Source organism: Amycolatopsis nigrescens CSC17Ta-90 (assembly GCF_000384315.1).
Taxonomy (GTDB): Bacteria; Actinomycetota; Actinomycetes; order Mycobacteriales; family Pseudonocardiaceae; genus Amycolatopsis; species Amycolatopsis nigrescens.
In genome coordinates this window covers 4,869,760-4,892,060 of the sequence record NZ_ARVW01000001.1, presented here as the reverse complement: position 1 = coordinate 4,892,060, position 22,301 = coordinate 4,869,760, and the positions used below count along the sequence as shown (strand labels likewise).

Here is a 22,301-nt window from a genome sequence, read left to right as displayed (position 1 = left end):
CCTCCGAAGCGTTCCCAAGACAAGAGGGAGCAGGAGGGAGCGCAGATGTCGAAGGTTGTTTCCAGGGTTCTGGCCGGCGTCGGGATGGTGATCGCGGTAGCGCTCGGGGGCGCGCTGCCGGCGATGGCCGCCGAGCCGAAACCGACCGGTGGCGGTGGCGCGAGCACCGCCGCCGCGTCCACCGACGTCACCCAGGCGCTGGTGGTCGGCGGGCTGGCGTTCGTGCTGATGATCGGTGCCGCCGCGGCGGTACTTTGGTTCACCGTCAAGCACCGCGACCAGTCGCGCTGACCTGGCCGAACGGGCCGGTCCGGTGATTTGCCTCACATAGTTGGCAAGCTGTTAACACCAGGGTAGATCAAGGCGTTTTCACCCAGGCAAGAGCCGACGACGCCGTTTGGACACCAGCATGAACAGCACCACCACCGCCCTGTCCGCCACCCAGCGCGCCTGGGTCGCCCTGTTCGCCACCACCGTCACCCTGCTCGCCGTGATCCTCCTCGGGGCGGCAGGCTGACCCCGCACCACCCGAACGGCCCGGCACTCACCCGAGCGCCGGGCCGTTCCGCGTTTTCAGAACACGCCGTACCGGACTGTCCGAACAGGACAGACCCAGGCATGGTCAGTCCGCTGGGTGGGAAAGTCTTGGGGCGCTGTGTTTCCGTGGTTGCCCCGGCCGCCCCACGGATTCGTGAGACGGCCGGGGCGGCGCGGGCGCCGCGGCGCGAAGACCTCCCCCTCCAGGTCGAGCGAGTCCACCGACCTGGCCTGTCTGCACCCTGACGAGCCGGGTCCGGTGCGCTACACCTGGCCTGGTCCTCTTACCGCGACGTGAACTCCCGCGCTGGCAGGGGACTACTGTTGCGGGCCGTAGAAGGGCGGTCGCTTCGAGGGCCATCCGACAGCCGGATAGGACGTGTTCATGAAGAGCACGGGGTGAGCGGGGTATTCCGGAGCCAGGCCGGGGTGGGTGATGGTCTCGTTGGCAGGGAAGGCCACATGTTCGTCATGGCGGCTGGCGCGACCTGCGACGAACCCGGCACCCAGGCCCAACGGCAGCAGAATGAGTTCTGCGATCTGTATCCACGTGGCGAACATCGGACACCCCTTCTTGGTTTTGGGCATGCCTGATAGCGGTCTTCGCTGGTGGAGCTACGGCACGAGGTGCGTCAGCTGGTTCCGGTCGGCCGACTCACTCGCTCCACCCGGCATGACAGGGTCTAATCTATGCCCGAAGTATTCTCCAAGGAATAGACTATTCGGGTTCTATTCTCTAATGATCCTTGGCGGGGTAGCATGATCGGAGCGATCAGCTGGTAGTCGAACCATGAGAGAAGGTCATGTCCCCATCGCCCCGTTCCGGCGCTGACCGCGCGCGACTCGCCGCGAAGCTCCGGGAGATCCGCGCCGCGACCGGAAAGTCGGGCAACCAGTTCGCCAAATGCCTGAGCTGGCCACAATCACGGGTGTCCAAGATCGAAACCGGTGCACAGCTGCCGAGGAACGAGGACATCACGGCCTGGCTCAGGGCCGCCGAGGCCCTCGGCGAGGAGCACGTCGTCACCGAGCTGCTCGTCCGCGCCAGGGTGGAATCGGTTTCGTTCCACCACGCGATGAAAGACGTCGGCGGCGCCAGCGCCTACCAGCAGTCGTGGCGCGATCGGGAACAGCAGGCGACCCGGATCGCCACGTTCCACCCGTCACTGCTCCCCGGCCTTCTGCAGACTGCCGCCTACATCCGCGAGCTGGTCGCGCTGCCCGCCGGCCCCGCGGACTTGGCCGACGCGTCCCCAGACGACATCGAGCAGATGGTGGCCGTGCGGATCGAGCGGCAAGGACTGCTCTACGACCCCGGCAAGACGCTGACGTTCGTGCTCGGGGAAGCGGCGCTGTGGATCCGGATCGGCGACCTGGAGACGCACCTCGGGCAGCTGGACCGCATCCAGTCCCTGCTCGGCCTGCGCACGGTCGACCTGCGGATCCTGCCCTTCACCACCGCCATGCCGGTTGCCGCGGTCAACGGTTTCGAGATCCATGACGACAACTTCGTCCTGATGGAGCACCTCACCGGTGAATACATGCTCTCGGCACCGGACGAGATCGCCGCCTACGAGCGGCTGTTCGGCCACTACCACGCCGCGGCCACGGCCGGTGATGAGGCGACGGAGCTGATCCAGCGCATAGCGCGGCAACTTGCCGACAACCGGGAACCCTAGCCGGGATCTGGCTGGGGCTTGGCCTGTTGGTCAGGCGATCCTGCGGCAGGTCCGGCACTCCGGGTGTGGCTGGTCCGGGGTGAAGGCGAAAGCGTGGTCCAGGGTGACGAGGTCGTAGCCGTACTCGTGATTCACGCGAACTCGTGACGGCCCGGTGATCAGGCTCAGCACCGCCCAGGCAACTTGGTTGCCGACCATGCCCGCCGTCACCGCGTTCGCGGCGACTACTCGCGGCCCCGTCGGCGCCCCGCTCCATACCTCCATCGGTGGCCTCCGGGCCTGGAGATCCCGTTCCGTGGCGCGGGCGCACTCGTAACACGGCCCCGTGCCCGGCCGGTACACACCCATGTTGGCCAGCGGACCGCAGTAGGTCCCGAACACCCAGTCGGTGCGGGTCACCACACAGACCCGGTTCGCCCACAACCAGATGTCCGCCGGATGGTCCGCACACATCACCAAGACGTCGCACGTCGCGGCCAGCGGCTCCAGCGATGCGGGGCTCACGATCCGGGTGGACTCTCCGGTGACCTCGATGTCGGAGTTGGTGGCGCGCAGCCTTTCCACTGCGGCGTCCACCTTGCGCCTGCCCAGATCCCGTTCGGTGTAGAGGATCTGGCGGTTGAGGTTGGACAGCTCCACCTCATCGAAATCGACCAGGTGCAGGTGGCCCACGCCCGACATGGCCAAGGCCATCGCCGCGGTGCATCCCACTCCGCCCATACCGACGACCACCACCCGGGCGCGGGACAACTCGACCTGGAAATCCCAGCTGGACCTCCTGCTTCCAGGATCGACCCAGCGTTGCAGCAGCCTGCCGCGGTCGTAGCGCCCGCGCTGCCGGCTCGTCAACTCCGTACAGATCGGCTCGTCAGCGTCCTCGAGGTGCCCCATGTCGGCCAACTGCTCGATATCCTCCCGGACCCCCTCGGCCGAACGGTCGGGAAAGAGGTGGACCAGGTCGGTGACCACCTGGCCCACCGTTCGTGTCCCGTCAAGAAGTTCCAGCAACGCCCACACGGAGCCGTCCGGGTCCCGTAGGTAAGCACCGAGACCGAGCACTCTCCCGCCGATCTGCACCCAACCGTCACCGAGCCGGACCGGACAGTGCTCCTCCTTGATACGCGGACGCATGAGAACTCCCCTCATCGATCTGGATCTACCTCAATCAGGACCCGCCTGAGCTGGAAAACGCGTGGTAAGTCGCGTCCTTGCGCGTGACCATCACGACCTCGAGCATCGCCATCCACCTCCCTCCTCCTAGAAGGGCCCGGGAAGCGCCCAGGCAACCCCGGCTCGGCATCCCACTCGTTGGCTGCCGATGAAACTCCGGCGTACCCATGTCCTCGCCTCCCTCCCCTTCTCCCGTGTTGCTCAGTTACCCCTGGTAGAAGCCCTGTCCGCTGCGAGAACTGACAAACACACCGGTAGGTCCTACCCGCTGACAATCCGCCGCATCTACGATGTACGATGCACCACCATCAGACATCTAAAATGTAGAGCTATACATCCACTACGTCCAGACTCCACTCGTGTAGCTATTCGAGAACTATTCTTAGCCCGTGTGGGTGAATCGGTCACTGAACGTGGCAACCTAGGGAGGGCAGGGACTTGGGCACTGTGAACCCCACCGCGGTCAAGCGCTGGATCGGGCTTGAACTGAAGCGTCTCCGAGAAGCCGCCGGCCATGATCGAGCAGCCGCGGCCGAACGCATCGGCAAGGCCACCACGGTCATTGCCCACATCGAGACCGCACGGAACCTGCCCGCGCCAGCAGACCTGGAATTGCTACTTGACTTCTACGGCGCGCCGGACCTCATACCAGTTTTCCGCGAAATGGTCAGGAGAGGGAAGCGCGGCAAGGACTGGTGGATCAAGTTCAACGAGGCCGTGCCCGAATTTCTAAATATATTCCTAGGGCTGGAAACCGGTGCCGCACGGATCAGCAGCGCCGATATCAATGTCGTGCCAGGATTGTTTCAGACACGCGACTATGCTTTTACGATCCACAACATGTTCGGAAAACGGTTTGGGCGACGACTGAGCGATGAAGAGATTGAAGCCAAGGTCGACCTGCGGATGACGCGGCAGGCCACAGTCGTGGAACGCAGTGAAGACGCACCTCAGATCTGGTCGATCCTGGACGAGGGCGCCCTGCGTCGCCAGGTGGGCGGACCTGCAATAATGCGGGCACAACTAGAGCGCCTGGCTCAGTTGACCGAGCGGCCGAACGTCGATATACAGGTGCTACCTTTCACCGAAGGCGCCCATCTGGCCATTGACGGCACCTTCACAATTTTCGACTACCCCTCTGAGTTTGTCGGCGATCCCGGCACGGTTTACATAGAAACACGGACCGGGGGAGAATATTACGAACGTCCCGACCAGGTACGTGACTTCAGAAACGCATTTGAGCGACTGCAAGGTCAAGCCGAAAACCCAGATCGATCACGAGATTTCATCCTTAGTCTAGCAAAGGAAATGGTGTGATAATCAACAAAGAAAATGTCGTTTTCAACGATGTTACTGGCTGGCGGAAATCAAGCTACACTGCCGGTGCAAATTGTGTTGAAATCAATGAATCTACCCCTGGGTACGTCGGCGTGCGCGATTCGAAACTGGGCGAAGACAGCCCGATCCTCGTCTTCGGCGTTGACGAGATGCGAGCCTTTCTGCGCGGAGTGAAGAACGACATGGTCGGTTCCACACCCGCATAACCCGTCCTGTCGTGAGGGACGAGCACTGAGAGTGCGCTGCGCGTGGGCTCCGCCGACCACCCGGTCGGCGGAGCCCTGTCGTCATTCACCGTGACCACAAGGGCGGGTCAGCTGATCGATCGACGTCAGGGCGAACCCACAATCACCCAGCAGGGTTCTGAGGACCACTTGCACGGTCTCGCCTTGCGGCTTGGAGACCGGCAGCACAATCGCACCGCACAGATCACCAACCCGGTCGCAGGCGTGGCCGCCGAGAATGCTGCCGCTGGTCCAACGCAGGTCACGCGCGCAGGTGGGCGGATTCGCCGCCCTTCAGACGGAGCAGAAAGGCTCGCATCTCGTCGACGCTGAAGACGAGGACCGGGCCGTCCTCGCCGAGTTTCGAATCGCGCACACCGACGTGCCCGGGTACGGAGTCGTTGAGCTCAAGGCAATTGGCGTAATTGCTGTAGCTCGACTTCCGCCAGCTGGATGCGGCGGTGAGGGCGGCGGCGCGGTACACGTCAGAATCCATGAAACGTCCTTTCATGATCGCCGCCTGTTCGGGCGACTTAGGTTCCGGCTCCCAGGTCGGCGTTTCCGGCCCAAACCTGCCATACGCACCTCACCTCCAGTGATCACCGATTCACGGTCTGCCACATACAGTGTGCCGCAACTCAACCGATGCAGATCGGAGCGATGAGGAATCGTTGACTGCACGCCTCTTTACGTCCCGGAGCAGCCTGGAGATGTCGATCACGTAGAAGTGCAAAACCAGGGTTTCCTTCTCCGGTGGCGGCCCACCCGCCACCCGCGTCCCCAACCTCACGAGACAGAACAGCTCAGACGTTGAACCTGAATTCGACGACGTCGCCGTCGGACATGAGGTAGTCCTTGCCCTCCATGCGGACTTTGCCGGCGGCGCGGGCGGCGGCCATGGAGCCGGCTTCCATCAGGTCGTCGTAGGAGACGACTTCGGCTTTGATGAAGCCGCGTTCGAAGTCCGTGTGGATGACGCCGGCGGCCTGGGGGGCGGTGGCGGCCTGCGGGATGGTCCAGGCCCTCGACTCCTTGGGGCCGGCGGTGAGGTAGGTCTGCAGGCCGAGGGTGTGGAAGCCGGCGCGGGCCAGTGAGTACAGGCCGGGCTCGTGCTGGCCGACGGACTCCAGCAGTTCGCGCACGGACTCCTCGTCGTCCAGTTCCAGCAGCTCCGCCTCGACCTTGGCGTCCAGGAAGACCGCGTCGGCGGGGGCGACCAGCTTGGTCAGCTCGGCCCGCTTGGCCTCGTCGGTGAGCACGCCCTCATCGGCGTTGAAGACGTACAGGAACGGCTTGGTGGTGAGCAGGTGCAGCTCGCGCAGCAGCTCGAAGTCGACCTCCCTCTGCGCCTGGAACAGGGTGCGGCCGGCGTCGAGGATCTCCTTCGCCTGCTGCGCGGCATCGAGCGCCGGCTTGTTCTCCTTCTTGGTCCTGGCCTCTTTTTCCAGCCGGGGCAACGCTTTGTCCAGCGTCTGCAGGTCGGCGAGGATCAGCTCGGTATTGATCGTCTCGATGTCGCTGGACGGGTCGATCCGGCCGTCGACGTGCACCACGTCCGGGTCGTCGAACACGCGGATGACCTGGCAGATCGCGTTGGCCTCGCGGATGTTGGCGAGGAACTTGTTGCCGAGGCCCGCCCCCTCCGACGCGCCCTTGACGATCCCAGCGATGTCCACAAAGGACACCACGGCGGGCAGGATCTTCGCCGAGCCGAACATCTCGGCCAGCCGGTCCAGCCTGGGGTCGGGCAGCGGCACGACACCGACGTTGGGCTCGATCGTGGCGAACGGGTAGTTCGCGGCGAGCACGTCGTTGCGCGTCAGCGCGTTGAACAGGGTGGACTTGCCGACGTTGGGCAGGCCTACGATGCCGAGGGTCAGACTCACGGCCGCGAAGTCTACGTGGACCCCGGCCGGACGCCCTCGGCCGCCCGGTCAACGTCGTGTCGGATTTCCGCCAGTCAACCCGCCGAACCGCTGGCAGGATCGATCACATGGCCGAACTGACGCTCACCCGCGAGCAGCCCGTGTGGCGCGACACCGAGCGGTGCTACCGCGCGGTCGCCTCCAGGGATTCCCGCTTCGACGGGCAGTTCATCATGGCGGTGCGCACCACCGGCATCTACTGCCGCCCGTCCTGCCCAGCGCTGACCCCCAAGCCGGCAAACGTGCACTTCTACCCGACGTCCGCGGCGGCACAGGCGGGCGGTTACCGCGCCTGCCGCCGCTGCCTGCCGGACGCGGTGCCCGGTTCGCCGGACTGGAACCTGCGGGCCGACCTGGCCGCCCGCGCGATGCGGCTGATCTCCGACGGCACCGTGGAGCGCGACGGGGTACCCGGCCTCGCCCGCCGGCTCGGCTACTCCGAGCGGCAGCTTGGCCGGGTGCTCACCGCCGAGCTCGGCGCCGGCCCGCTGGCGCTGGCGCGGGCCCACCGCGCGCACTCGGCGAGGCTGCTGATCGAGCTGTCCGAGCTGCCGCTGGCCGATGTGGCCTTCGCGGCCGGGTTCGCCAGCATCCGCCAGTTCAACGACACCATCCGCGAGGTGTTCGCGAGCACCCCGTCCCAGCTGCGGGCCGGCGCCGCCGGCGCCCGGCGCCGGGCCCCTGGCGGCGAGCCGTCCGGTGAAGGCGCCGCCGGCGCGCGGCTGTGCCTGCGACTGCCGTACCGCCCGCCGTTCGACGCGGCCGGGCTGTTGAGCTTCTTCGCGGCACGCGCGGTCGCCGGCGTCGAGGACGTGACCGTCGCCGGCTACGGGCGCACCCTGCGCCTGCCCCACGGCACCGCCACGGCCTGGCTGACCCCGCTGAACGGGCACGTCCGCTGCGACCTGCGACTCACCGACGTACGCGACCTCAGCAGCGCGGTGGCCAGGATGCGGCGGCTGTTCGACCTCGACGCAGACCCGCAGGCCGTGGCGAAGGTGCTCGGCGCCGATCCGGCGCTCGCCCCGCTGGTCGCGGAGACGCCCGGCATGCGGGTGCCCGGCGCGGTGGACGGCCCCGAGCTGGTGCTCCGCGCGATGCTCGGGCAGCAGGTTTCGGTGGCCGCCGCCCGCACCGCGGCGGGCCGGCTGGCCGAGGAACTCGGCGACCGGCTGTCCCCGGCCGAGCGCGGGGACACGCTCACCACCCTGTTTCCCTCGCCGGCCGCCGTCGCCGAACACGGGCGAGACGTCCTCCGCGGGCCGCGACGGCGCATCGAAGCGATCTGCGAAACCGCGGACGCGCTGGCCTCCGGCGCGGTGGAGGTGCACGTCGGCCGCGACCCGGACGAGCTGCGCGCCGAGCTGCTCGAACTGCCCGGCATCGGGCCGTGGACCGCGGACTACGTGCTGATGCGCGTGCTCGGCGCCCCCGACCTGCTGCTCACCGGTGACCTGGTGCTGCGCAAGGGCGCGGCCGAGCTTGGCATCGAAGACGCACTGACCGGGCACGCCAAGGCCTGGCGGCCATGGCGGTCCTACGCCGGCATGCACCTCTGGCGTGCCGGATCCTGAACTCGCACAGCAAAAGGAGCAAAATCATGAGCATCGCCCACTGGTCCACAATGGACACCAAGGTGGGGCCGTTCACCGCGGTGGTCGCCTCGGACGGCGCGGTACTGGCGTCGGGCTGGACGGCCAGGGTCGAGGACCTGACCGGACTGATCTCACCTTCGCTGGCCCCGGCCGAGCTACGCGCCAAGCGCGACCTCGGCCCGGTAAGCACCGCGATCCGCCGCTACCACTCCGGTGAGCTGAACGCGGCGGACGAGATCGAGGTCCGGCAGCGTTCCGGCGAGTTCATGCAACGCGCCTGGGACGCGCTGCGCACGGTGCCGGCCGGCAAACCGGTGAGCTATGCCGACTACGCGGCGCTGGCCGGCCGCCCGGCCGCGGTCCGCGCGGCCGCCACCGCCTGCGCCAGGAACGCGGCGGCGCTGTTCGTGCCGTGCCACCGGGTGATCCGCACCGGCGGCGGCCTCGGCGGTTTCCGCTGGGGCGTGGACGTGAAGCGCTGGCTGCTGGACCACGAGGATCCTCAGGACTGAGCCCGTCTGCGGGCGCGGTGGTTGGCCACGTTGAGGCGGTTGCCGCACAGGTCCGGCATGCAGTACCGGCGGCGGCCCGCCCGGCTGGTGTCCACGAACATGCCGTCGCACACCGGTGAAGCGCAGTGCCGGAACCGGTCGTGGCTCAACGTCCGGACGACGCCGAGCAGCCCGGTGCCGATCAGGACGGCCAGTTCGCCGGCGAGCGACGCGTCGGGCGAAGTCTCGACGTACCACTGCCACCGGTCCGCGGCGTCGCGGTGTAGCACCGGCCCGAGGCCCGCACGGGTGACCAGCGCGGTCGCACTCTCCACCGCCTGGTCTTCCGTGCGGGCTTCGAGCACAGCGCGAACTTCCTGCCGAAGGGCATGCACCTGGCCGAGGTCGGCACCGGTCGCGGTCACCCCGAGCTCGTGCTCGGCGAGGAACCGCTCCAGTGCGACCGCGTCGGGCAGTGCTTCACCCGCGCCCCGCACCACGGGTGCGGTGTTGACCAGGTCGGTGGCCACGCCCGCCCCCAAGGCGTAATCGGTAAAAAGTATCTTCACGCCTTACTCCCTGCTACGGTAACCGGAGAAAGTTAACTATACCTCTTAGCTTGGGAGTGGCGGGATGAGTACAGGCACGACGTGGCGGCTCGACCAGCGAGTCCGCGTGTCCGGTGGAGAGGTCGCCACCGGCGTCTTCGGCGAAGGGCCGCCGGTGATCCTCACGCACGGCACCCCGGCCTGGTCCTATCTGTGGCGCGAAGTGGCCCCAGCACTGGCCCGCCGGCACACCGTGCACGTCTGGGATCTGCTCGGGTTCGGCGACTCCCGTCCGGATCCCGGCATCGCCCCGTCGATCGCCCGGCAGGCCAGGACGCTGGCCGAACTCGCCGAGCACTGGGGGCTGGACGCGCCCAGCCTGGTCGGGCACGACATCGGCGGTGGCATCGTGCTGCGCGCCCACCTCGTCGAGGGGGTGCCGGTGCACCGCATCGCGCTGCTCGACGCGGCCGTGCTGGGCCCGTGGAACACGCCCTTCACCGAGCACATGCAGCGCCACCAGGACGCCTACCGCACGATGCCCCCGCACGTGTTCGGCGACCTCGTCACCGCGCGCCTTCGCACGGCCACCCATCACGAGATGCCCGAAGCCGTCGTCGACGCCTACCTGACGCCCTGGGCCGGAGCGGCCGGGCAGCAGCGCTGGGTGGACCAGGTCGCGAGTGTGTCCTTCGAGGACACGCGCGAGGTGGTGGCGCGGCTGGACCGGATCACCGCGCCGACCCTGGTGCTGTGGGGCGAGCGGGACGAATGGCTCGTCCCGGCCACCGGAGACCGCCTGGCCGCGGCGATCCCCGGTGCCCGCCGGGAGACGGTCACCGGCGCCGGCCATTTCGCCCCGGACGACAACCCGCGTGACACCGCGGACGCGCTCCTGCGGTTCTTCGCCTAGTGGCGGTGGTCCGCCGGTGGGGCATCCGGGTGGGCGAGCAACCAGTCGACACGTTTGCGGCTCTCCTCGTCCACCGGCGTGTAGACCACCATCCGCGCCTCCGGAGCGGCGGACAGCTCGAAACCGGTCACCGTCATCGCGATGTTCCCGGCGGAGAAATGCCGGAGCACCTTCACCCTGGACGTCGGCAGGCCGACATCGTGCGCGGCCCACACGGCGGCGAACTCGGCACTCGCGGCGCAGAGCCGGTCGACCAGCTCCGTCCAGTCCGGGTCGCCGATGTGACGGCCGAAAGCGGCGCGGAAGGTGGCGACCAGCTCCTTCAGCTCGGCCTCCCGGTTCTCCGCGAACGGGCCGCAGCACTCGGGAATGGTGAAGGACTGCCAAAGCACGTTGCGCTCGCCGACCGGAGCGGCCAGGGTGCGCCGCCAGAGCACCCGGTACGGCGAGTTCCCGGCGAGCACGTCGTAACGGCTGTTCAGCACGCAGGCCGGGAGCGGCGCGAGCTGGTCGAGAATGCCCTGCACCTCGGGTTCGAGCTCGTCCGGCGGCGCCGGCGCGGCCACCTCCGGCACCTCGGCGAGGCGGTAGAGGTGCGCGTGCTCGACCGGGTCCAGGTGCAGCGTCCTTGCCACCGCGTCCAGGATCTGCACGCTGGCGTTGATCGGCCGCCCCTGCTCCAGCCAGGTGTACCAGGTGACGCCGACCCCGGAGAGCAGCGCGACCTCCTCCCGGCGCAGGCCCGGCGTGCCGCGGCGCGGGCCCGGCGCGAGCCCCGCTTCGCCCGGCGTGATGCGTTCCCGGCGACTGCGCAGGAAGGTCGCGAGCTCCGCTCGCCGGTTCGCCATCGGTCGCCTCCTCGGCCAGGTGCTGTCAGCACCAGTATCGGCAGGCTCTCGCCCGGCCGCCGGTGCGGGCCGCAGGCTGGGCGCCGAAGAGATCAGCGTACGAAGGAGCGGATACATGCGGATCGAAGGCGCGACGGCACTGGTCACCGGGGCGAACCGGGGGCTCGGCGCGGCGTTCGCCAGCACCCTGCTCGCCCGCGGCGCCAAGACCGTCTACGCGGGCGGGCGCCGCCCCGGCGAGATCACCGGGCCCGGCCTGGTGCCGGTCGAGCTGGACATCACCGACCCCGGCCAGGTCGCCGCCGCGGCCGAACAATGCCAGGACGTCGACCTGCTGGTGAACAACGCGGCCTACGGCACGCTGAGCCCGTTCATCGGCTCGTCTTCGACCGACGAGGCCAGGCGGGAGATGGAGACCAACTACTTCGGCACGCTGAACATGTGCCGGGCCTTCGCGCCGCTGCTCGGCGGCGGCGCGCTGGTGAACATGCTGTCGATCGTGTCGTTCTTCAGCTTCCCGTCGATGGGTTCGTTCTGCGCCACGAAGTCCGCCCTGTGGTCGCTGACCAACGGGGTGCGGATGGAGCTGCGCGCACAGGGCACGCTCGTGGTCGGCGTGCACTCCGGGTTCATCGACACCCGACTGGCCGAGGGTTTCGACGTGCCGAAGCACGCCCCGGCCGAGGTGGCTGGCCAGGTGCTGGACGCGATCGAGGCCGGCCGCGAGGAGGTGCTGGCGGACGAGCGCACCCGTCAGATCAAGGCGTCCCTGCCGGACGATCTCGAGCTGATCTACCCGGACCTGGAACGCCAGTGGGCGGGGTCATGACTGGAGCTCCAAAGTGGACCCGGTGCGGGACTTCCTGACCCGCAGCCTGGTCGGGATGCGCTGACGCAGCTCCTCGACATGGGAGACCAGGCCGACCACCCGGCCGCCGGCCCGCAGCTCGTCGAGCACGTTCATCACGATGTCCAGCGTCTCGGCGTCCAGCGTGCCGAAGCCCTCGTCGATGAACAGGGTGTCCAGCAGCGCGCCACCGGTCTCCGCGGCCACCACGTCCGCGAGACCGAGCGCGAGGGCGAGCGAGGCGAGGAAGGACTCCCCGCCGGACAGGGTCTTCGCCGGGCGGACCGCGCCGGAGTAGTCGTCCAGCACGTCGATGCCGAGACCGCCGCGGGTACCACGGGCGCCGGCCGCGTCCGAGTGCACGAACGAGTAGCGGCCCTGGCTCATCGTGCGCAGCCGCGCGGTACCGGCCAGCGCCACCTCTTCCAGCCGGGCGGCGAGCACGTAGGACCGCAGCGACATCTTCCGCGCGTTCTGGCCGCGACCGTTGACCACGTCGGTCAGCGCGTCCAGTTCCTCGAACTTCTCCTCCAACGGCGCCAATTCGGCCGCGGCCGCGCCGAGCCGCCCCGCCAGGGTCGCCAGCTCGGCGGCCTTCGTCTCGGCCGCACTCCGTTCGGACACCGCCTTTTCCGCCCGTGCCCTGGCGTCATCGGCCACCAGCCTGGCCGCTTCGACGTCGATCTCGTCCTCCGGGGACACCCCGGCCAGCCCGGGCTCGGCCAGCACCGAACGCGCGGACGCCTCGGCGCGGTCGGCCTCGGCCAGCCGGTTTTCCAGCTCTGCCAAGGTTTCCTCCGGCCTCGCGCAGGCACGGGCCTCGGCCACGGTGCCGAACTCCGCGCGCGCCAGCGCTTCCCGCACGGCCACCAGCTGCTCGTCCAGCCGTTCCCGTGCCGTGCCGCTGGCCGCCCTGGCCTCGGCGAGCGCATCCAGCGCGCGCAGCACGGTGGTCAGATACTCCCGGCGGGCACCGACGTTTTCGTGTTCACCACGGGCTTCTTCCAATCGCCGAGCCCGCTCGGCGATCCGCTCCGACAGCCCGCGCTGCTCGGTACCCGCGGTGGTCGCGGCGTGCTCCGCCTCGCGCAGCTGGACGGTCAGTGCTTCGGACTCGGCCTCCACCGAACGCAGTTGGTCGGCCAGCCGTGCCCGCTGCCCGGCCAGCGAGCGGAGCGCACCCAGCTCCTCGGTGACCTCGGCCAGCTCGCCGCGCAAGGCGTCCCCGGTCCGCCCGCGCAACCGCTCGCGAATCCCGGTGAGCGCCCGCTCGGCCTCGTGCTTGGCCCGTTCCGCCGCCTGCCTTTCCCGTTCGGCCCTGCTTTCGGCCTGCTCGGCGGCCTGCTCCTGGTCCTGATCCACCGAACCCGCCGCCGGCTCGGCCGGGGCCGGATGCTCGGCGGACCCGCAGACCGGGCAGGGCGAACCCGCCGCGAGACCGACCGCCAGTTCGGCGGCCATCCCGTCGAGCCGCAGCTCGCGCAGCCGCAGCCGGTGCTCCTTGGCGCGCAGGTGCCCATCGGTGGCCACCAGCAGGGCGGCCTCGGCCTCGGCCACCGCCCGTTCCGCCGGCGCCAGCCGGTCCGCGTCCGCCACCCCGGCGGCCAGCTCGGACTCCCTGGCCAGCACCCCGTCCAGTTTCGCCTCGGCTTCACCGGCCGCTTCGAGCTTGGTGCGCAGCTCGTCGATCCGCTCGGGGATACCGGCCAGCTTGCCGTTCAGCACCTCGGTCTGCGCGGACGCGTGGGTCGCGGTCTCGGCCAGCCGTTCCACCGCGCGGAGGTCCCGCCGCTGCTGCTCGGCTTCCTCGACCAGCCCGGCCAGCGCCCCGGCCTCCTCCCGGAACGCGCCGGCCCGCTCCCGCAGCTCCGGCACCGAAGCCGTGTTCAACTCGGTCTCCCGGTAGCCGAGCCGGTCCAACTCGGCCACCCGCGACCGCTCGGCCAGCTCCGCCCGGTCGAGCTGCGCCTTGGCCCGGTCCGCCTGGTCGGCACCGCTCGCCACGGTGGCCGCGCGGCGGGCGGCGGCCAGTTCGGCGGCCCATCCGGCGCGCTCGTCCCGCTGAGCCGCCAGCGCGGCCAGTTTCCGGTGCGCGAGCCGGACCCGCTGCACCCGTTCGGCCGCGGCGGTCCGCTCGGCCAGCGTCTCGCCCGCGGCCTGCCTGGCCGATTTCGCCGACTGCTCCACCGTTTCCGCGTCCGCGACGGCCTGCTTCGCCTGCTGTTCGACGTCCGCGAGCCACTCCGGGGACGCCGACTCCGGGGTGTCCGCGCCGGCCGCCTGCGCGAACCTGGCCACCCACTCGCGCAGCCCACCGCGCCGCTGGTCCAGCTCCCGGCGGCGCTCGGCGCGCAGCTCGCGGAACCAGCGCTCGATGTCGCCGAACCGCTGGGTGCCGAACAACCGCTCCAGCAGCTGCTCGCGTTCGGTGGTCTCGGCCCGCAGGAAACGGGCGAACTCGCCCTGCGGCAGCAGCACCACCTGGAAGAACTGCTCGGCGTTCATGCCGAGCAGCCGCTGCACCGTGCGGCCGACCTCGTCGATCCTGGTCAAGCCCTCCGGCGCCTGGCCGTGCGGCACCGCGTCCACCCAGCTCAGGGACGCCTTGGCCGGTTGCGTGGTGGTGCCATCACCGGTGAGCTTGGGCCGCTCGTAGGACGGGCTCCTGGTCAGCCGCAGCCGCTGGCCCTGCAGGGTCAGTTCCAGCGCGACCTCGGTCACCGCGGTCGGCTCGGCCAGGTCGGAACGCAGCCGCTTCGTGTCGCCGCGCGCACCGGGGACCACGCCGAATAGGGCGAAGGCCACCGCGTCCAGCAAGGTCGTCTTACCCGCGCCGGTGTCACCGTGCAGCAGGAAAAGGCCGTCCGCGCCGAGCGCGTCGAAGTCCACCGCCTCGTGCCGCGCGTACGGCCCGAACGCGGTGACCTCCAGCCGATGCAGCCTCACTCGTCCTCCCTGGCGGCCATCTCGAGTGCGCGCTGGAGCAGCTTCCGCTCGCGCTCGTTCGGTTCCGCGCCACGGCAGTCGGCGAGAAAGGCCGCCGCGATCTCCGAATCGGAACGCCCACGGACGGCCTCCGCGTAACGCAGTGCCGCCGAGGTGTCCCCGCCCTCGGGCTGCCAGTCGAGATGCACCGCGTGGGCGAAGCGCTCGCGCAACCGGCGCATCGCGTCCACCGGCCGCACCCTGTCGGTCAGTGTCACAGAGAGGTAGCTGTCTTCGAACGCACTGAACTCCGGCGTGTCGAGCAGGTTCTGCAGCCTTCCGGTCAGCGTCGCCAGCCGCCGCGGCACCGGCAGCTCCCGCCGCTCGACCCCGGCCAGGCCCTTTTCGTCGAATTCGACCAGCCAGACCGACTTGCGCTGCCTGGCTTCGGAGAAGGAGTAGGCCAGCGGGCTGCCGGAGTAGCGCAGGTGCTCGGCGAGCACCTGCGGGCCGTGCAGATGGCCGAGCGCCACGTAATCCACCCCGTCGAAGACCGCGCCCGGCACCTCCTCCACCCCGCCGACCGCGATGGTGCGCTCGGAGTCGCTGCCCGCGCCGCCGGTGACGAAGGCGTGCGCGAGCACCACCGACCTGGTGCCGTCCGGCCTGTTCGCCAGGTCTTCGCGCACCCGGCGCATCGCCTCGGTGAGCACGCCGGTGTGCCCGCGCGCGTCCGGCACGCCGAGCGCGTGCCGGGCCGGTTCCGGCTCCAGATAAGGGATTCCGTAGCAGGCGATGGTGCCGTGCCGGTCGTTCAGCAGCACCGGCTCTGCCAGCGCGTCCACCGTGGTGCGCAGGTGCAGACCACCGGCGGCGGCGAACCGGCCGAAGGCGCCGAGCCGCGGCGCCGAATCGTGGTTGCCGGCGGTGAGCACCAGTTCCGCACCGGCCTCCCGGAGCCTGCCCAGCGCGGAGGTGGCGACCCGGACGGCCTCCGCGGAGGGCACCGCGCGGTCGTAGACGTCCCCGGCCACGAACACCACGTCGATCGCCTCGTCGACCACGAGGTCGGCCAGGTGCGCCAGGACGGCTTCCTGCTCGGCGAGCAGATCGGCGCCGTGGAAGGTGCGGCCGATGTGCCAGTCGGAGGTGTGGAGTGCTCTCACGGGTCCCAAGCTAGGCCGGACGGCCGACAGATCTTCGGACTTCCGGCGGCGTGTTCACTCGAACGTATGTTCTAGTGGGGCGACCACCGGGTTCTGTCGGGGTCTTCCGCCATGATGCGTTGCGAACGGTCACCGGTGACAACCGGTCAGTGAACGAAAGGAGCGCGCTGGTGGGTTCGACGGTGTTCACCACGGCGGCCGTCGCCGTCGCGGTGCTGCTGGCGGTAGCGGTGCTGCTGCTGTGGCGGCTGTACAACGACAGCATGCGGCGCGCCGACGCGGCGGCACGCCAGGTCGAGGCCGAGCGCTCCAGGGTGGACGAGCAGCAGGTCTCGCTGCGCCGCTACGAGGTCGCCTTCGCCTCGATCAGCGGCCGTGGCGAGCTGGGCGAACAGGTACTGGTGGAGACGGCACGGGCACTCGGCCTGCGCGAAGGGCTGCACTTCACCTTGCAGACCGACCTGGCCGGCGGCGGCGCGGCCAAACCGGACCTGGTGCTCCGGGTCGGCGGGGACCGCACGGTACCGGTGGACGCCAAGGCGAGCATGGCCTGCTGGGCGGAGGCGGTAGAGACCGACGACACGGACGAGCGGCTGGACGCGCTGCGGGTGCACGTGCGCAACCTGCGCTCCAGGGCGGCCGAACTGGCCGGGAAGGGCTACCAGCGCTGGGCGGACGCGATCTACGGCACGATCATGTTCGTGCCGTCGGACGCGGCCGTGGTGGCCGCGCTGGACACCGACCCCGAGCTGCTCCGCTGGATGCTGGACCGGCGGGTCTTCCTCTGCGGGCCGACCGGGTTCGCGGTGCTCGCCTCGGCCGCCCTGTTCGCGGCCAGTGACCGGGCGATGGTCGAGGACATCGAGCAGGTGCGCACCGGTGCCGGGGCGGCGCACCGGGCGGCGGGCAACGCGGTGGACGCGCTCAACCTCTCCAGCACCCACCTGCAGCGGTTCCTCTCCGCGCGCCGGCGGGAGCTGGACGCGTTGGAAACCTTCCGCACCTCGGTCGCCCCGCTGACCGACGCGGCGGCCAGCCCGTCGCCGGTGCCGACCATCCGGAAGGGAGACGAAATGGCTGCCAGCTAAGGAAAACATCTCTGCACCGAACCGGCGGCGACCCGCTTTGGCCCATCCACCTGGGGGCGTGCGGCGGCGCGCGGCCGATGGCCGGAGTTACCACGATCGCGGAGTGGTACGCGCTCGGCGGCAAGTACGGGATACGGTGTTGTCTCGTGACCGCCATTCGCGATCGCCGAAGCGATCCAGACGCCGACGACGTCGCCGTGCCTTGGGACCAGCGTCCTATCGCCGTCGACCGCCGGGGTCTGCCCTGGTGGGGGGCCGTTCTGCTGGGCTTCGGCCTGGCCCTGGTCGGTGCGGCCGTGGACCTCCAGATCGGGGACGCCCTCGGCAACCTGTTCAAGGGCGCCTACTTCATCGGGGTGGTGGGCGCGATCTGCGCGGTGCAGAGACGCAGCCTGTTCGCGCCGATGGTGCAGCCGCCGCTGGTGCTGGCGGTCATCGTGCCCGGGGTGATGCTGGTCGGCGGCAACGCGCCGGCCGGTGGTGATGGTCTCGCGAAGGCGCTCCAGATCGGCCAACCGCTGATCAACGGCTTCCCGACGATGGCGATCACCACCGGAATCGTCCTGGCCATCGGCATCTACCGGATCTACCGGGAGCGCGACCCGGACCCGCGGATCAAGAAGCTGCCCCGCAAGGCGGTGGACAAGGACCGCGGCGGCGACCCGGCCGGTCCCCGTACCGGCGCGGCCGGCCGGCCGGCTCCGGCCAGGGCCGGACGTCCGGCCGAAGGGCGTCCCGGCGCCCGGCGCCGCCCCGGCGAGCCGGGTCCCAGTGGCGCGGCCGCGGCGGCCGGTGCGGCAGGCGCCCGGAAGCGGCCGGACGACGGCGGTGCCAGGCGCGGCCGGGAGGGCGACGGCGGCCTTCGCGGCGGCAAGACCCCGCCTCCGCCCGGCACTCGCGGCGCACGGCAGCCGCGCCAGCGGCCGGTCGACGGTGAACGCCGCCGGACCGACGCACCACGCTCCGGCCAGCCCGACAGCCGAGGCCGGCGCACTCCGCCACCGGCCGACGACCCGCGCGCGGACCGTCCCCGACGCGGCCAGGACCGGCGCGGCAATCCCCCGCCGCCACCGCCACGCCGTCGCAGCGCCCGCCCCTGGGAAAACGAAGACTGACCTCACCAAAGGGCAAAAAGCCGGCTATTTGCCGGTTGGGGGTCAGGCGCGCTTTTGGCGGACTTCGCGGGGTAGCGCGAAGGCGATCTTCTCGTCCGCGGTGGTGACTTCCTGCACGTCGCCCCAGCCGCGTTCGGCCAGCCAGTCGAGCAGCTCCATCACGAGCAGGTCCGGCACCGAGGCGCCGCTGGTCACACCGACCGTCTCAACCCCTTCGAGCCAGGCTTCGTCCACCTCGCTGGCGAAGTCGACCAAGTAGGAGGCGCGGGCCCCGGCCTTCAGCGCGACCTCGACGAGGCGCTTGGAGTTGGACGAGTTCATGGAGCCGACCACCAGCACCAGATCGCACTCGCCGGCCATCGCCTTGACCGCCACCTGGCGGTTGGTGGTGGCGTAGCAGATGTCGTCGCTCGGCGGGTCTGCGATCTCGGGGAACCGCTCGCGGAGCTGGTCCACCCGCTCCATGGTCTCGTCCACGCTCAGCGTGGTCTGCGAGAGCCAGATGACCTTGGAGGGGTCGCGGACGGCGACCTTGTCCACGTCGGCGGCGGTGTCCACCAGCTGCACCGAGTCCGGCGCCTCGCCGGCGGTGCCCTCGACCTCTTCGTGGCCCTCGTGGCCGATCAGCAGGATGTCGTACTCGTCCTTGGCGAACCGGTTGACCTCTTTGTGCACCTTGGTGACCAGCGGGCAGGTCGCGTCGATGGTGCGCAGGTTGCGTTCGGCCGCCTCGGCGTGCACCGCGGGTGAGACACCGTGCGCGGAGAACACCACCAGCGCGCCTTCGGGCACCTCCGAAGTCTCTTCGACGAAGATGACCCCGCGCTCACGGAGCGTGTCCACGACATGGCGGTTGTGCACGATCTCCTTACGCACGTACACCGGCGGACCGTGCAGCTCCAAAGCCTTCTCGACCGCGACCACGGCCCTGTCCACACCGGCGCAGTAGCCGCGGGGTTTGGCGAGCAGCACGCGCTTCCCGCTGGCCGAGCCTGATTTCTCGGCCGGCGCGATGGGGCTGATGTCGGCGGGCTCGGTTCCGGGGCTCGCAGCACTCATGCCACCAGGGTACGGGCTGGTTCCCGGGCGGCTTCCTGTGCGGCGAGTCACCCAGTTACGGCCGAAACACCCATTCGGTTGGGCAGGATGGCGTAAGTGCGGCAGGCTGTGGGCATGAAGCCTCTCCCGCTTCCGCTTCGAGTCGCCGCCGGGCTCGCCGTGACGACGGCTGAGCGGGTTCGCGAACTACCGAAACAGGTCATCGGCCTGCCCGTCACCGTGGCCAGCCAGGTGCTCCAGTTGTCCATGCGCGTGCAGCAGCACGTCACCGAACTGGCGATCCGGGGTGACGACGCGCTGTCCACCCTGCGCCCGGTCGAGGACACGCCGAGCTGGGCGACCTTCGACGAAGACATCGAACCCGGTCCGTCGGCCGGGTTCGACTCGGCCGGGTTCGACAACGTGACCCCGATCGACATCGAGATCGAGGTCGAGGAGCTGGACACCGAGCTGCCGCGGCCCCGTGAAGCGCACGGCGAGACCAACAACGGCCATCTGCCCGAGGTGGCGGGCGATCCCTGGGCACAGGAGGAGCGCGCGCTGGCCGAAGGGCACGAGGACGGCGAGCACGACACCGGCCCCGGCCCGGCCGGGGTGGCGAACTACGACGAGCTCACCCTGCCCCAGTTGCGCGCCCGGCTGCGAAGGCTCACCCTGGCTCAGCTGGAAGAGCTGCTCGCCTACGAACGCGATCACGGCGACCGGCCTTCCTTCACCGGAATGCTGGCGCGGCGGATCGGCAACGTGCACCGCGCGGAGCAGGGCGACGGCGGCGGCGACACAGACACAGCCAGCGACACAGACGGTTTCGAAGACGAAGGGGGCCGGTGAGCACCGACTCCACAGCGGCATCCCCCGCCAAGGAAGCGTCCACGGCGGACAGCCCTTGGCCAGTGCGCACGGTGGCGCGGAAGATCGCCGACTGGATCCACCGGCTCGGCGCGGTCTGGGTGGAGGGGCAGGTCACCCAGATCTCGGCGCGACCTGGCACCTCGACCGGATTCCTGACCCTGCGGGACCCGTCCGCGGACGTGTCCATGTCGGTCACCTGCCCGATGCGCCTGCTGCGCGGCCTGGAGCCGCCACTGCGTGAGGGCGCCAGCGTCGTGGTGCACGCCAAACCGACCTTCTTCCTCGGCCGCGGCACGCTGAGCCTGCGCGCGAACGAGATCCGCGCGGTCGGCATCGGCGAGCTGCTGGCCAGGATCGAGCGGCTGGGCAAGCTGCTCGCCGCCGAGGGCCTGTTCGCCGCCGAGCGCAAGCGCCGGCTGCCGTTCCTGCCGAAGGGCATCGGGCTGATCACCGGCCGGGCGTCGGCCGCCGAGCGGGACGTGCTGGTGAACGCGCACAACCGCTGGCCGTCGGCCGCCTTCCAGGTGATCAACACCGCGGTGCAGGGCGCGCAGGCGGTACCGCAGATCCTCAAAGCACTGTCTACTTTGGACGCCGATCCGAACGTCGAGGTGATCGTGATCGCCCGCGGCGGTGGCAGCGTGGAGGACCTGCTGCCGTTCTCCGACGAGGCGCTCTGCCGCGCGGTCTCCGCGGCCGGCACCCCGGTGGTCAGCGCGATCGGCCACGAACCGGACAGCCCGCTGCTCGACCACGTCGCGGACCTTCGCTGCTCCACGCCGACCGACGCCGGCAAGCGGATCGTGCCGGACGTCAAGGAAGAGGCCCAGCGGGTGCGCCAGATGCGCGACCGGGCCCGCCGTGCCCTGCACGGCTGGGTGGACACCCAGTGCCGGCTGCTCGACCAGCTGCGCAGCCGCCCGGTGCTGGCCGACCCGCTGGCACCGATCCAACGGCGCGCCGACGAGGTCGAGCTGCAACGCGAACGCGGCCGCCGGGCGATCCTCAGCGCCCTGTCCACCGAGCAGGCCGCGCTGGCCTCGGCCAGGGCCAGGCTGACCGCGCTCGGCCCGGCCGCCACCCTCGAACGCGGCTACGCGGTCGTGCAATACGTGGACGAGGCAGGCAACCTCCAGGTACTCCGATCGGTCTCTGAAGTAGCGGACGGGACCCCGCTGCGGGTGCGCGTCGTGGACGGCGCCCTGCAGGCGGAGGTGCGCGCAGGGGAAGGAGGGTAGCCACCTTGGACATCCGCATGGCCACGTTTCTGCCGATGACCATCGAGGCCGCCCGCGGCGCCCGCGCGAAAGCAGTGCTGCGCGAAGCCGGGCAGACCGATGCCGCGGCCGGCGAGTGCTGGACCGCGCTGCTGGCCGGCTGCGCCCGCGCCGGCGCCGGGCTGGACGTCCGGCTGCGCCGGCTGTCCGAGGCGACCTCGGTGCACGTCGGCACCAAGTGGTGGTTCACCGAGGGCGCCGCGCACCGGCGCCGGGTCGCCCGCGCGCAGTCGGACATCGAGGAGGCACTCGCCGAGGGCGACGGCCAGGAGTTCGCCCGCGCGTTCGTCGGGTACGACCACGCGATGGCCAGCGCGGTAGTGTGCGCGGGCGGCGGCGCGCCGCGGACCCCGAGGGAATCGGGCCGTACCAAGCGAACTAGGAGCCCGACAGCGTGAGCGAGAGCAGCAACGGCAGCACCGAGCTCGGCTACGAGGAGGCCCGCGACCAGCTGGTCGCGGTGGTCCGGGAGCTCGAAGCCGGTGGCCTGTCGCTGGAGCAGTCGCTCGCCCTGTGGGAGAAGGGCGAGACGCTCGCCAAGCTCTGCGAGCGGCACCTCGACGGCGCGCGTGAGCGAATCGAAGCGGCCCTCGCGTCGGTCGAAGAAGACGCCGAAGAGGACGCTCAGTAGGCCACATCGGCTTTTAATGAATAACTCACAGTGACGTTCACCATGCCCTCGGGTGCCCGGCCGCGCCGCCGGA

The 22,301-nt window shown here is 70.0% G+C and carries 23 protein-coding genes; 14 read left to right on the top strand and 9 right to left on the bottom strand.

Annotation, left to right across the window (positions count from 1 at the left end):
- Positions 1-45 precede the first annotated feature (45 nt).
- A complete protein-coding gene (locus tag AMYNI_RS0123315; RefSeq protein WP_020670470.1) occupies positions 46-291 on the top strand; it encodes a hypothetical protein in 246 nt (81 codons plus the stop codon).
- 564 nt (positions 292-855) lie between these two features.
- Here the strand turns inward: AMYNI_RS0123315 and AMYNI_RS0123305 are convergent.
- Entirely contained in the window at positions 856-1,098 is a 243-nt protein-coding gene (locus AMYNI_RS0123305; RefSeq protein ID WP_026360825.1) for a hypothetical protein, read from the bottom strand.
- Positions 1,099-1,340: 242 nt separating this feature from the next.
- Here AMYNI_RS0123305 and AMYNI_RS0123300 point away from each other — a divergent pair, with 242 nt between their 5' ends.
- A complete protein-coding gene (locus tag AMYNI_RS0123300; RefSeq protein WP_020670468.1) occupies positions 1,341-2,216 on the top strand; it encodes a helix-turn-helix domain-containing protein in 876 nt (291 codons plus the stop codon).
- A 30-nt stretch (positions 2,217-2,246) separates the two neighbouring features.
- Here AMYNI_RS0123300 and AMYNI_RS0123295 read toward each other — a convergent pair whose 3' ends face one another.
- On the bottom strand, positions 2,247-3,347 hold the full coding sequence (locus tag AMYNI_RS0123295; RefSeq protein WP_051116354.1) for a ThiF family adenylyltransferase: 1,101 nt from the start codon (positions 3,345-3,347) through the stop codon (positions 2,247-2,249).
- Between the two features lie 486 nt (positions 3,348-3,833).
- On the opposite strand from AMYNI_RS0123295, the gene AMYNI_RS48295 reads away from it, so the two are divergent.
- The gene (locus tag AMYNI_RS48295) at positions 3,834-4,703 is read left to right on the top strand and encodes a helix-turn-helix domain-containing protein (protein ID WP_245574200.1); all 870 of its coding nucleotides are present in this window, start codon (positions 3,834-3,836) and stop codon (positions 4,701-4,703) included.
- A complete protein-coding gene (locus tag AMYNI_RS0123290; RefSeq protein ID WP_084628440.1) occupies positions 4,700-4,930 on the top strand; it encodes a DUF397 domain-containing protein in 231 nt (76 codons plus the stop codon). The genes AMYNI_RS48295 and AMYNI_RS0123290 overlap by 4 nt, the downstream gene beginning before the upstream one ends.
- Positions 4,931-5,210: 280 nt before the next feature.
- Here the strand turns inward: AMYNI_RS0123290 and AMYNI_RS0123285 are convergent, their stop codons facing one another.
- Positions 5,211-5,444: a DUF397 domain-containing protein gene (locus AMYNI_RS0123285; protein WP_026360822.1), complete on the bottom strand. Its 234-nt coding sequence runs from the start codon at positions 5,442-5,444 to the stop codon at positions 5,211-5,213.
- Positions 5,445-5,751: 307 nt separating this feature from the next.
- Positions 5,752-6,834 (bottom strand): redox-regulated ATPase YchF, encoded by a 1,083-nt coding sequence (gene ychF, locus AMYNI_RS0123280; protein WP_020670464.1) that lies wholly within the window; start codon positions 6,832-6,834, stop codon positions 5,752-5,754.
- A gap of 107 nt (positions 6,835-6,941) precedes the next feature.
- Here ychF and AMYNI_RS0123275 point away from each other — a divergent pair, with 107 nt between their 5' ends.
- On the top strand, positions 6,942-8,447 hold the full coding sequence (locus AMYNI_RS0123275) for a DNA-3-methyladenine glycosylase 2 (RefSeq protein WP_020670463.1): 1,506 nt from the start codon (positions 6,942-6,944) through the stop codon (positions 8,445-8,447).
- A 26-nt stretch (positions 8,448-8,473) separates the two neighbouring features.
- Positions 8,474-8,980, top strand: coding sequence for a methylated-DNA--[protein]-cysteine S-methyltransferase (locus tag AMYNI_RS0123270; RefSeq protein ID WP_026360821.1), 507 nt, complete (start codon positions 8,474-8,476; stop codon positions 8,978-8,980).
- Here AMYNI_RS0123270 and AMYNI_RS0123265 read toward each other — a convergent pair.
- Positions 8,971-9,528, bottom strand: coding sequence for a CGNR zinc finger domain-containing protein (locus AMYNI_RS0123265; protein ID WP_026360820.1), 558 nt, complete (start codon positions 9,526-9,528; stop codon positions 8,971-8,973). The two genes, AMYNI_RS0123270 and AMYNI_RS0123265, sit on opposite strands and share 10 nt — an antisense overlap.
- Before the next feature lie 64 nt (positions 9,529-9,592).
- On the opposite strand from AMYNI_RS0123265, the gene AMYNI_RS0123260 reads away from it, so the two are divergent.
- Positions 9,593-10,420 carry an alpha/beta fold hydrolase gene (locus AMYNI_RS0123260; RefSeq protein ID WP_026360819.1) on the top strand — a complete coding sequence of 276 codons (828 nt, stop codon included), beginning with the start codon at positions 9,593-9,595 and terminating at the stop codon, positions 10,418-10,420.
- Here the strand turns inward: AMYNI_RS0123260 and AMYNI_RS0123255 are convergent.
- Complete coding sequence (locus AMYNI_RS0123255) at positions 10,417-11,268, bottom strand: helix-turn-helix transcriptional regulator (protein ID WP_020670459.1); 852 nt, start codon at positions 11,266-11,268, stop codon at positions 10,417-10,419. The two genes, AMYNI_RS0123260 and AMYNI_RS0123255, sit on opposite strands and share 4 nt — an antisense overlap.
- Before the next feature lie 115 nt (positions 11,269-11,383).
- Between AMYNI_RS0123255 and AMYNI_RS0123250 the strand changes: the two genes are divergently transcribed.
- Positions 11,384-12,097 (top strand): SDR family oxidoreductase, encoded by a 714-nt coding sequence (locus AMYNI_RS0123250; protein ID WP_020670458.1) that lies wholly within the window; start codon positions 11,384-11,386, stop codon positions 12,095-12,097.
- Here the strand turns inward: AMYNI_RS0123250 and AMYNI_RS0123245 are convergent.
- Together AMYNI_RS0123245 and AMYNI_RS0123240 are read right to left on the bottom strand one after the other, a co-directional pair.
- Positions 12,092-15,061 (bottom strand): AAA family ATPase, encoded by a 2,970-nt coding sequence (locus tag AMYNI_RS0123245; protein WP_020670457.1) that lies wholly within the window; start codon positions 15,059-15,061, stop codon positions 12,092-12,094. The two genes, AMYNI_RS0123250 and AMYNI_RS0123245, sit on opposite strands and share 6 nt — an antisense overlap.
- Positions 15,058-16,206: an exonuclease SbcCD subunit D gene (locus tag AMYNI_RS0123240; protein ID WP_020670456.1), complete on the bottom strand. Its 1,149-nt coding sequence runs from the start codon at positions 16,204-16,206 to the stop codon at positions 15,058-15,060. Before AMYNI_RS0123240 ends, AMYNI_RS0123245 begins: the two co-directional genes overlap by 4 nt.
- Positions 16,207-16,376: 170 nt before the next feature.
- Here AMYNI_RS0123240 and rmuC point away from each other — a divergent pair, with 170 nt between their 5' ends.
- Together rmuC and AMYNI_RS0123230 are read left to right on the top strand one after the other, a co-directional pair.
- Positions 16,377-17,294: a DNA recombination protein RmuC gene (gene rmuC, locus AMYNI_RS0123235; RefSeq protein ID WP_020670455.1), complete on the top strand. Its 918-nt coding sequence runs from the start codon at positions 16,377-16,379 to the stop codon at positions 17,292-17,294.
- Positions 17,295-17,440: 146 nt separating this feature from the next.
- Positions 17,441-18,409 carry a DUF6542 domain-containing protein gene (locus tag AMYNI_RS0123230; RefSeq protein WP_020670454.1) on the top strand — a complete coding sequence of 323 codons (969 nt, stop codon included), beginning with the start codon at positions 17,441-17,443 and terminating at the stop codon, positions 18,407-18,409.
- Positions 18,410-18,451: 42 nt separating this feature from the next.
- Here the strand turns inward: AMYNI_RS0123230 and AMYNI_RS0123225 are convergent, their stop codons facing one another.
- Entirely contained in the window at positions 18,452-19,468 is a 1,017-nt protein-coding gene (locus tag AMYNI_RS0123225; protein WP_020670453.1) for a 4-hydroxy-3-methylbut-2-enyl diphosphate reductase, read from the bottom strand.
- A 114-nt stretch (positions 19,469-19,582) separates the two neighbouring features.
- Between AMYNI_RS0123225 and AMYNI_RS0123220 the strand changes: the two genes are divergently transcribed.
- From AMYNI_RS0123220 to AMYNI_RS0123205, 4 genes are read left to right on the top strand one after another with little or no spacing between them, the layout of a single operon-like run.
- Entirely contained in the window at positions 19,583-20,299 is a 717-nt protein-coding gene (locus AMYNI_RS0123220; RefSeq protein ID WP_020670452.1) for a lipid droplet-associated protein, read from the top strand.
- On the top strand, positions 20,296-21,558 hold the full coding sequence (gene xseA, locus AMYNI_RS0123215) for an exodeoxyribonuclease VII large subunit (RefSeq protein WP_026360818.1): 1,263 nt from the start codon (positions 20,296-20,298) through the stop codon (positions 21,556-21,558). Before AMYNI_RS0123220 ends, xseA begins: the two co-directional genes overlap by 4 nt.
- A gap of 17 nt (positions 21,559-21,575) precedes the next feature.
- A complete protein-coding gene (locus AMYNI_RS0123210; RefSeq protein ID WP_020670450.1) occupies positions 21,576-21,995 on the top strand; it encodes a hypothetical protein in 420 nt (139 codons plus the stop codon).
- Positions 21,992-22,228, top strand: a complete 237-nt coding sequence (locus AMYNI_RS0123205) for an exodeoxyribonuclease VII small subunit (protein ID WP_020670449.1) — start codon at positions 21,992-21,994, stop codon at positions 22,226-22,228. Before AMYNI_RS0123210 ends, AMYNI_RS0123205 begins: the two co-directional genes overlap by 4 nt.
- Positions 22,229-22,301 lie beyond the last annotated feature (73 nt).

Bases quoted from the DNA above. Each gene is read 5' to 3' on its own strand.
- AMYNI_RS0123250 (WP_020670458.1), top strand. From the start codon at position 11,384: ATGCGGATCGAAGGCGCGACGGCACTGGTCACCGGGGCGAACCGGGGG.
- AMYNI_RS0123295 (WP_051116354.1), bottom strand. From the start codon at position 3,347: ATGCGTCCGCGTATCAAGGAGGAGCACTGTCCGGTCCGGCTCGGTGAC.
- AMYNI_RS0123260 (WP_026360819.1), top strand. From the start codon at position 9,593: ATGAGTACAGGCACGACGTGGCGGCTCGACCAGCGAGTCCGCGTGTCC.
- AMYNI_RS0123305 (WP_026360825.1), bottom strand. From the start codon at position 1,098: ATGTTCGCCACGTGGATACAGATCGCAGAACTCATTCTGCTGCCGTTG.
- AMYNI_RS0123315 (WP_020670470.1), top strand. From the start codon at position 46: ATGTCGAAGGTTGTTTCCAGGGTTCTGGCCGGCGTCGGGATGGTGATC.
- AMYNI_RS0123300 (WP_020670468.1), top strand. From the start codon at position 1,341: ATGTCCCCATCGCCCCGTTCCGGCGCTGACCGCGCGCGACTCGCCGCG.
- AMYNI_RS0123225 (WP_020670453.1), bottom strand. From the start codon at position 19,468: ATGAGTGCTGCGAGCCCCGGAACCGAGCCCGCCGACATCAGCCCCATC.
- AMYNI_RS0123270 (WP_026360821.1), top strand. From the start codon at position 8,474: ATGAGCATCGCCCACTGGTCCACAATGGACACCAAGGTGGGGCCGTTC.
- AMYNI_RS0123220 (WP_020670452.1), top strand. From the start codon at position 19,583: ATGAAGCCTCTCCCGCTTCCGCTTCGAGTCGCCGCCGGGCTCGCCGTG.
- AMYNI_RS0123275 (WP_020670463.1), top strand. From the start codon at position 6,942: ATGGCCGAACTGACGCTCACCCGCGAGCAGCCCGTGTGGCGCGACACC.
- AMYNI_RS0123255 (WP_020670459.1), bottom strand. From the start codon at position 11,268: ATGGCGAACCGGCGAGCGGAGCTCGCGACCTTCCTGCGCAGTCGCCGG.
- AMYNI_RS0123210 (WP_020670450.1), top strand. From the start codon at position 21,576: ATGGCCACGTTTCTGCCGATGACCATCGAGGCCGCCCGCGGCGCCCGC.
- AMYNI_RS0123285 (WP_026360822.1), bottom strand. From the start codon at position 5,444: ATGGATTCTGACGTGTACCGCGCCGCCGCCCTCACCGCCGCATCCAGC.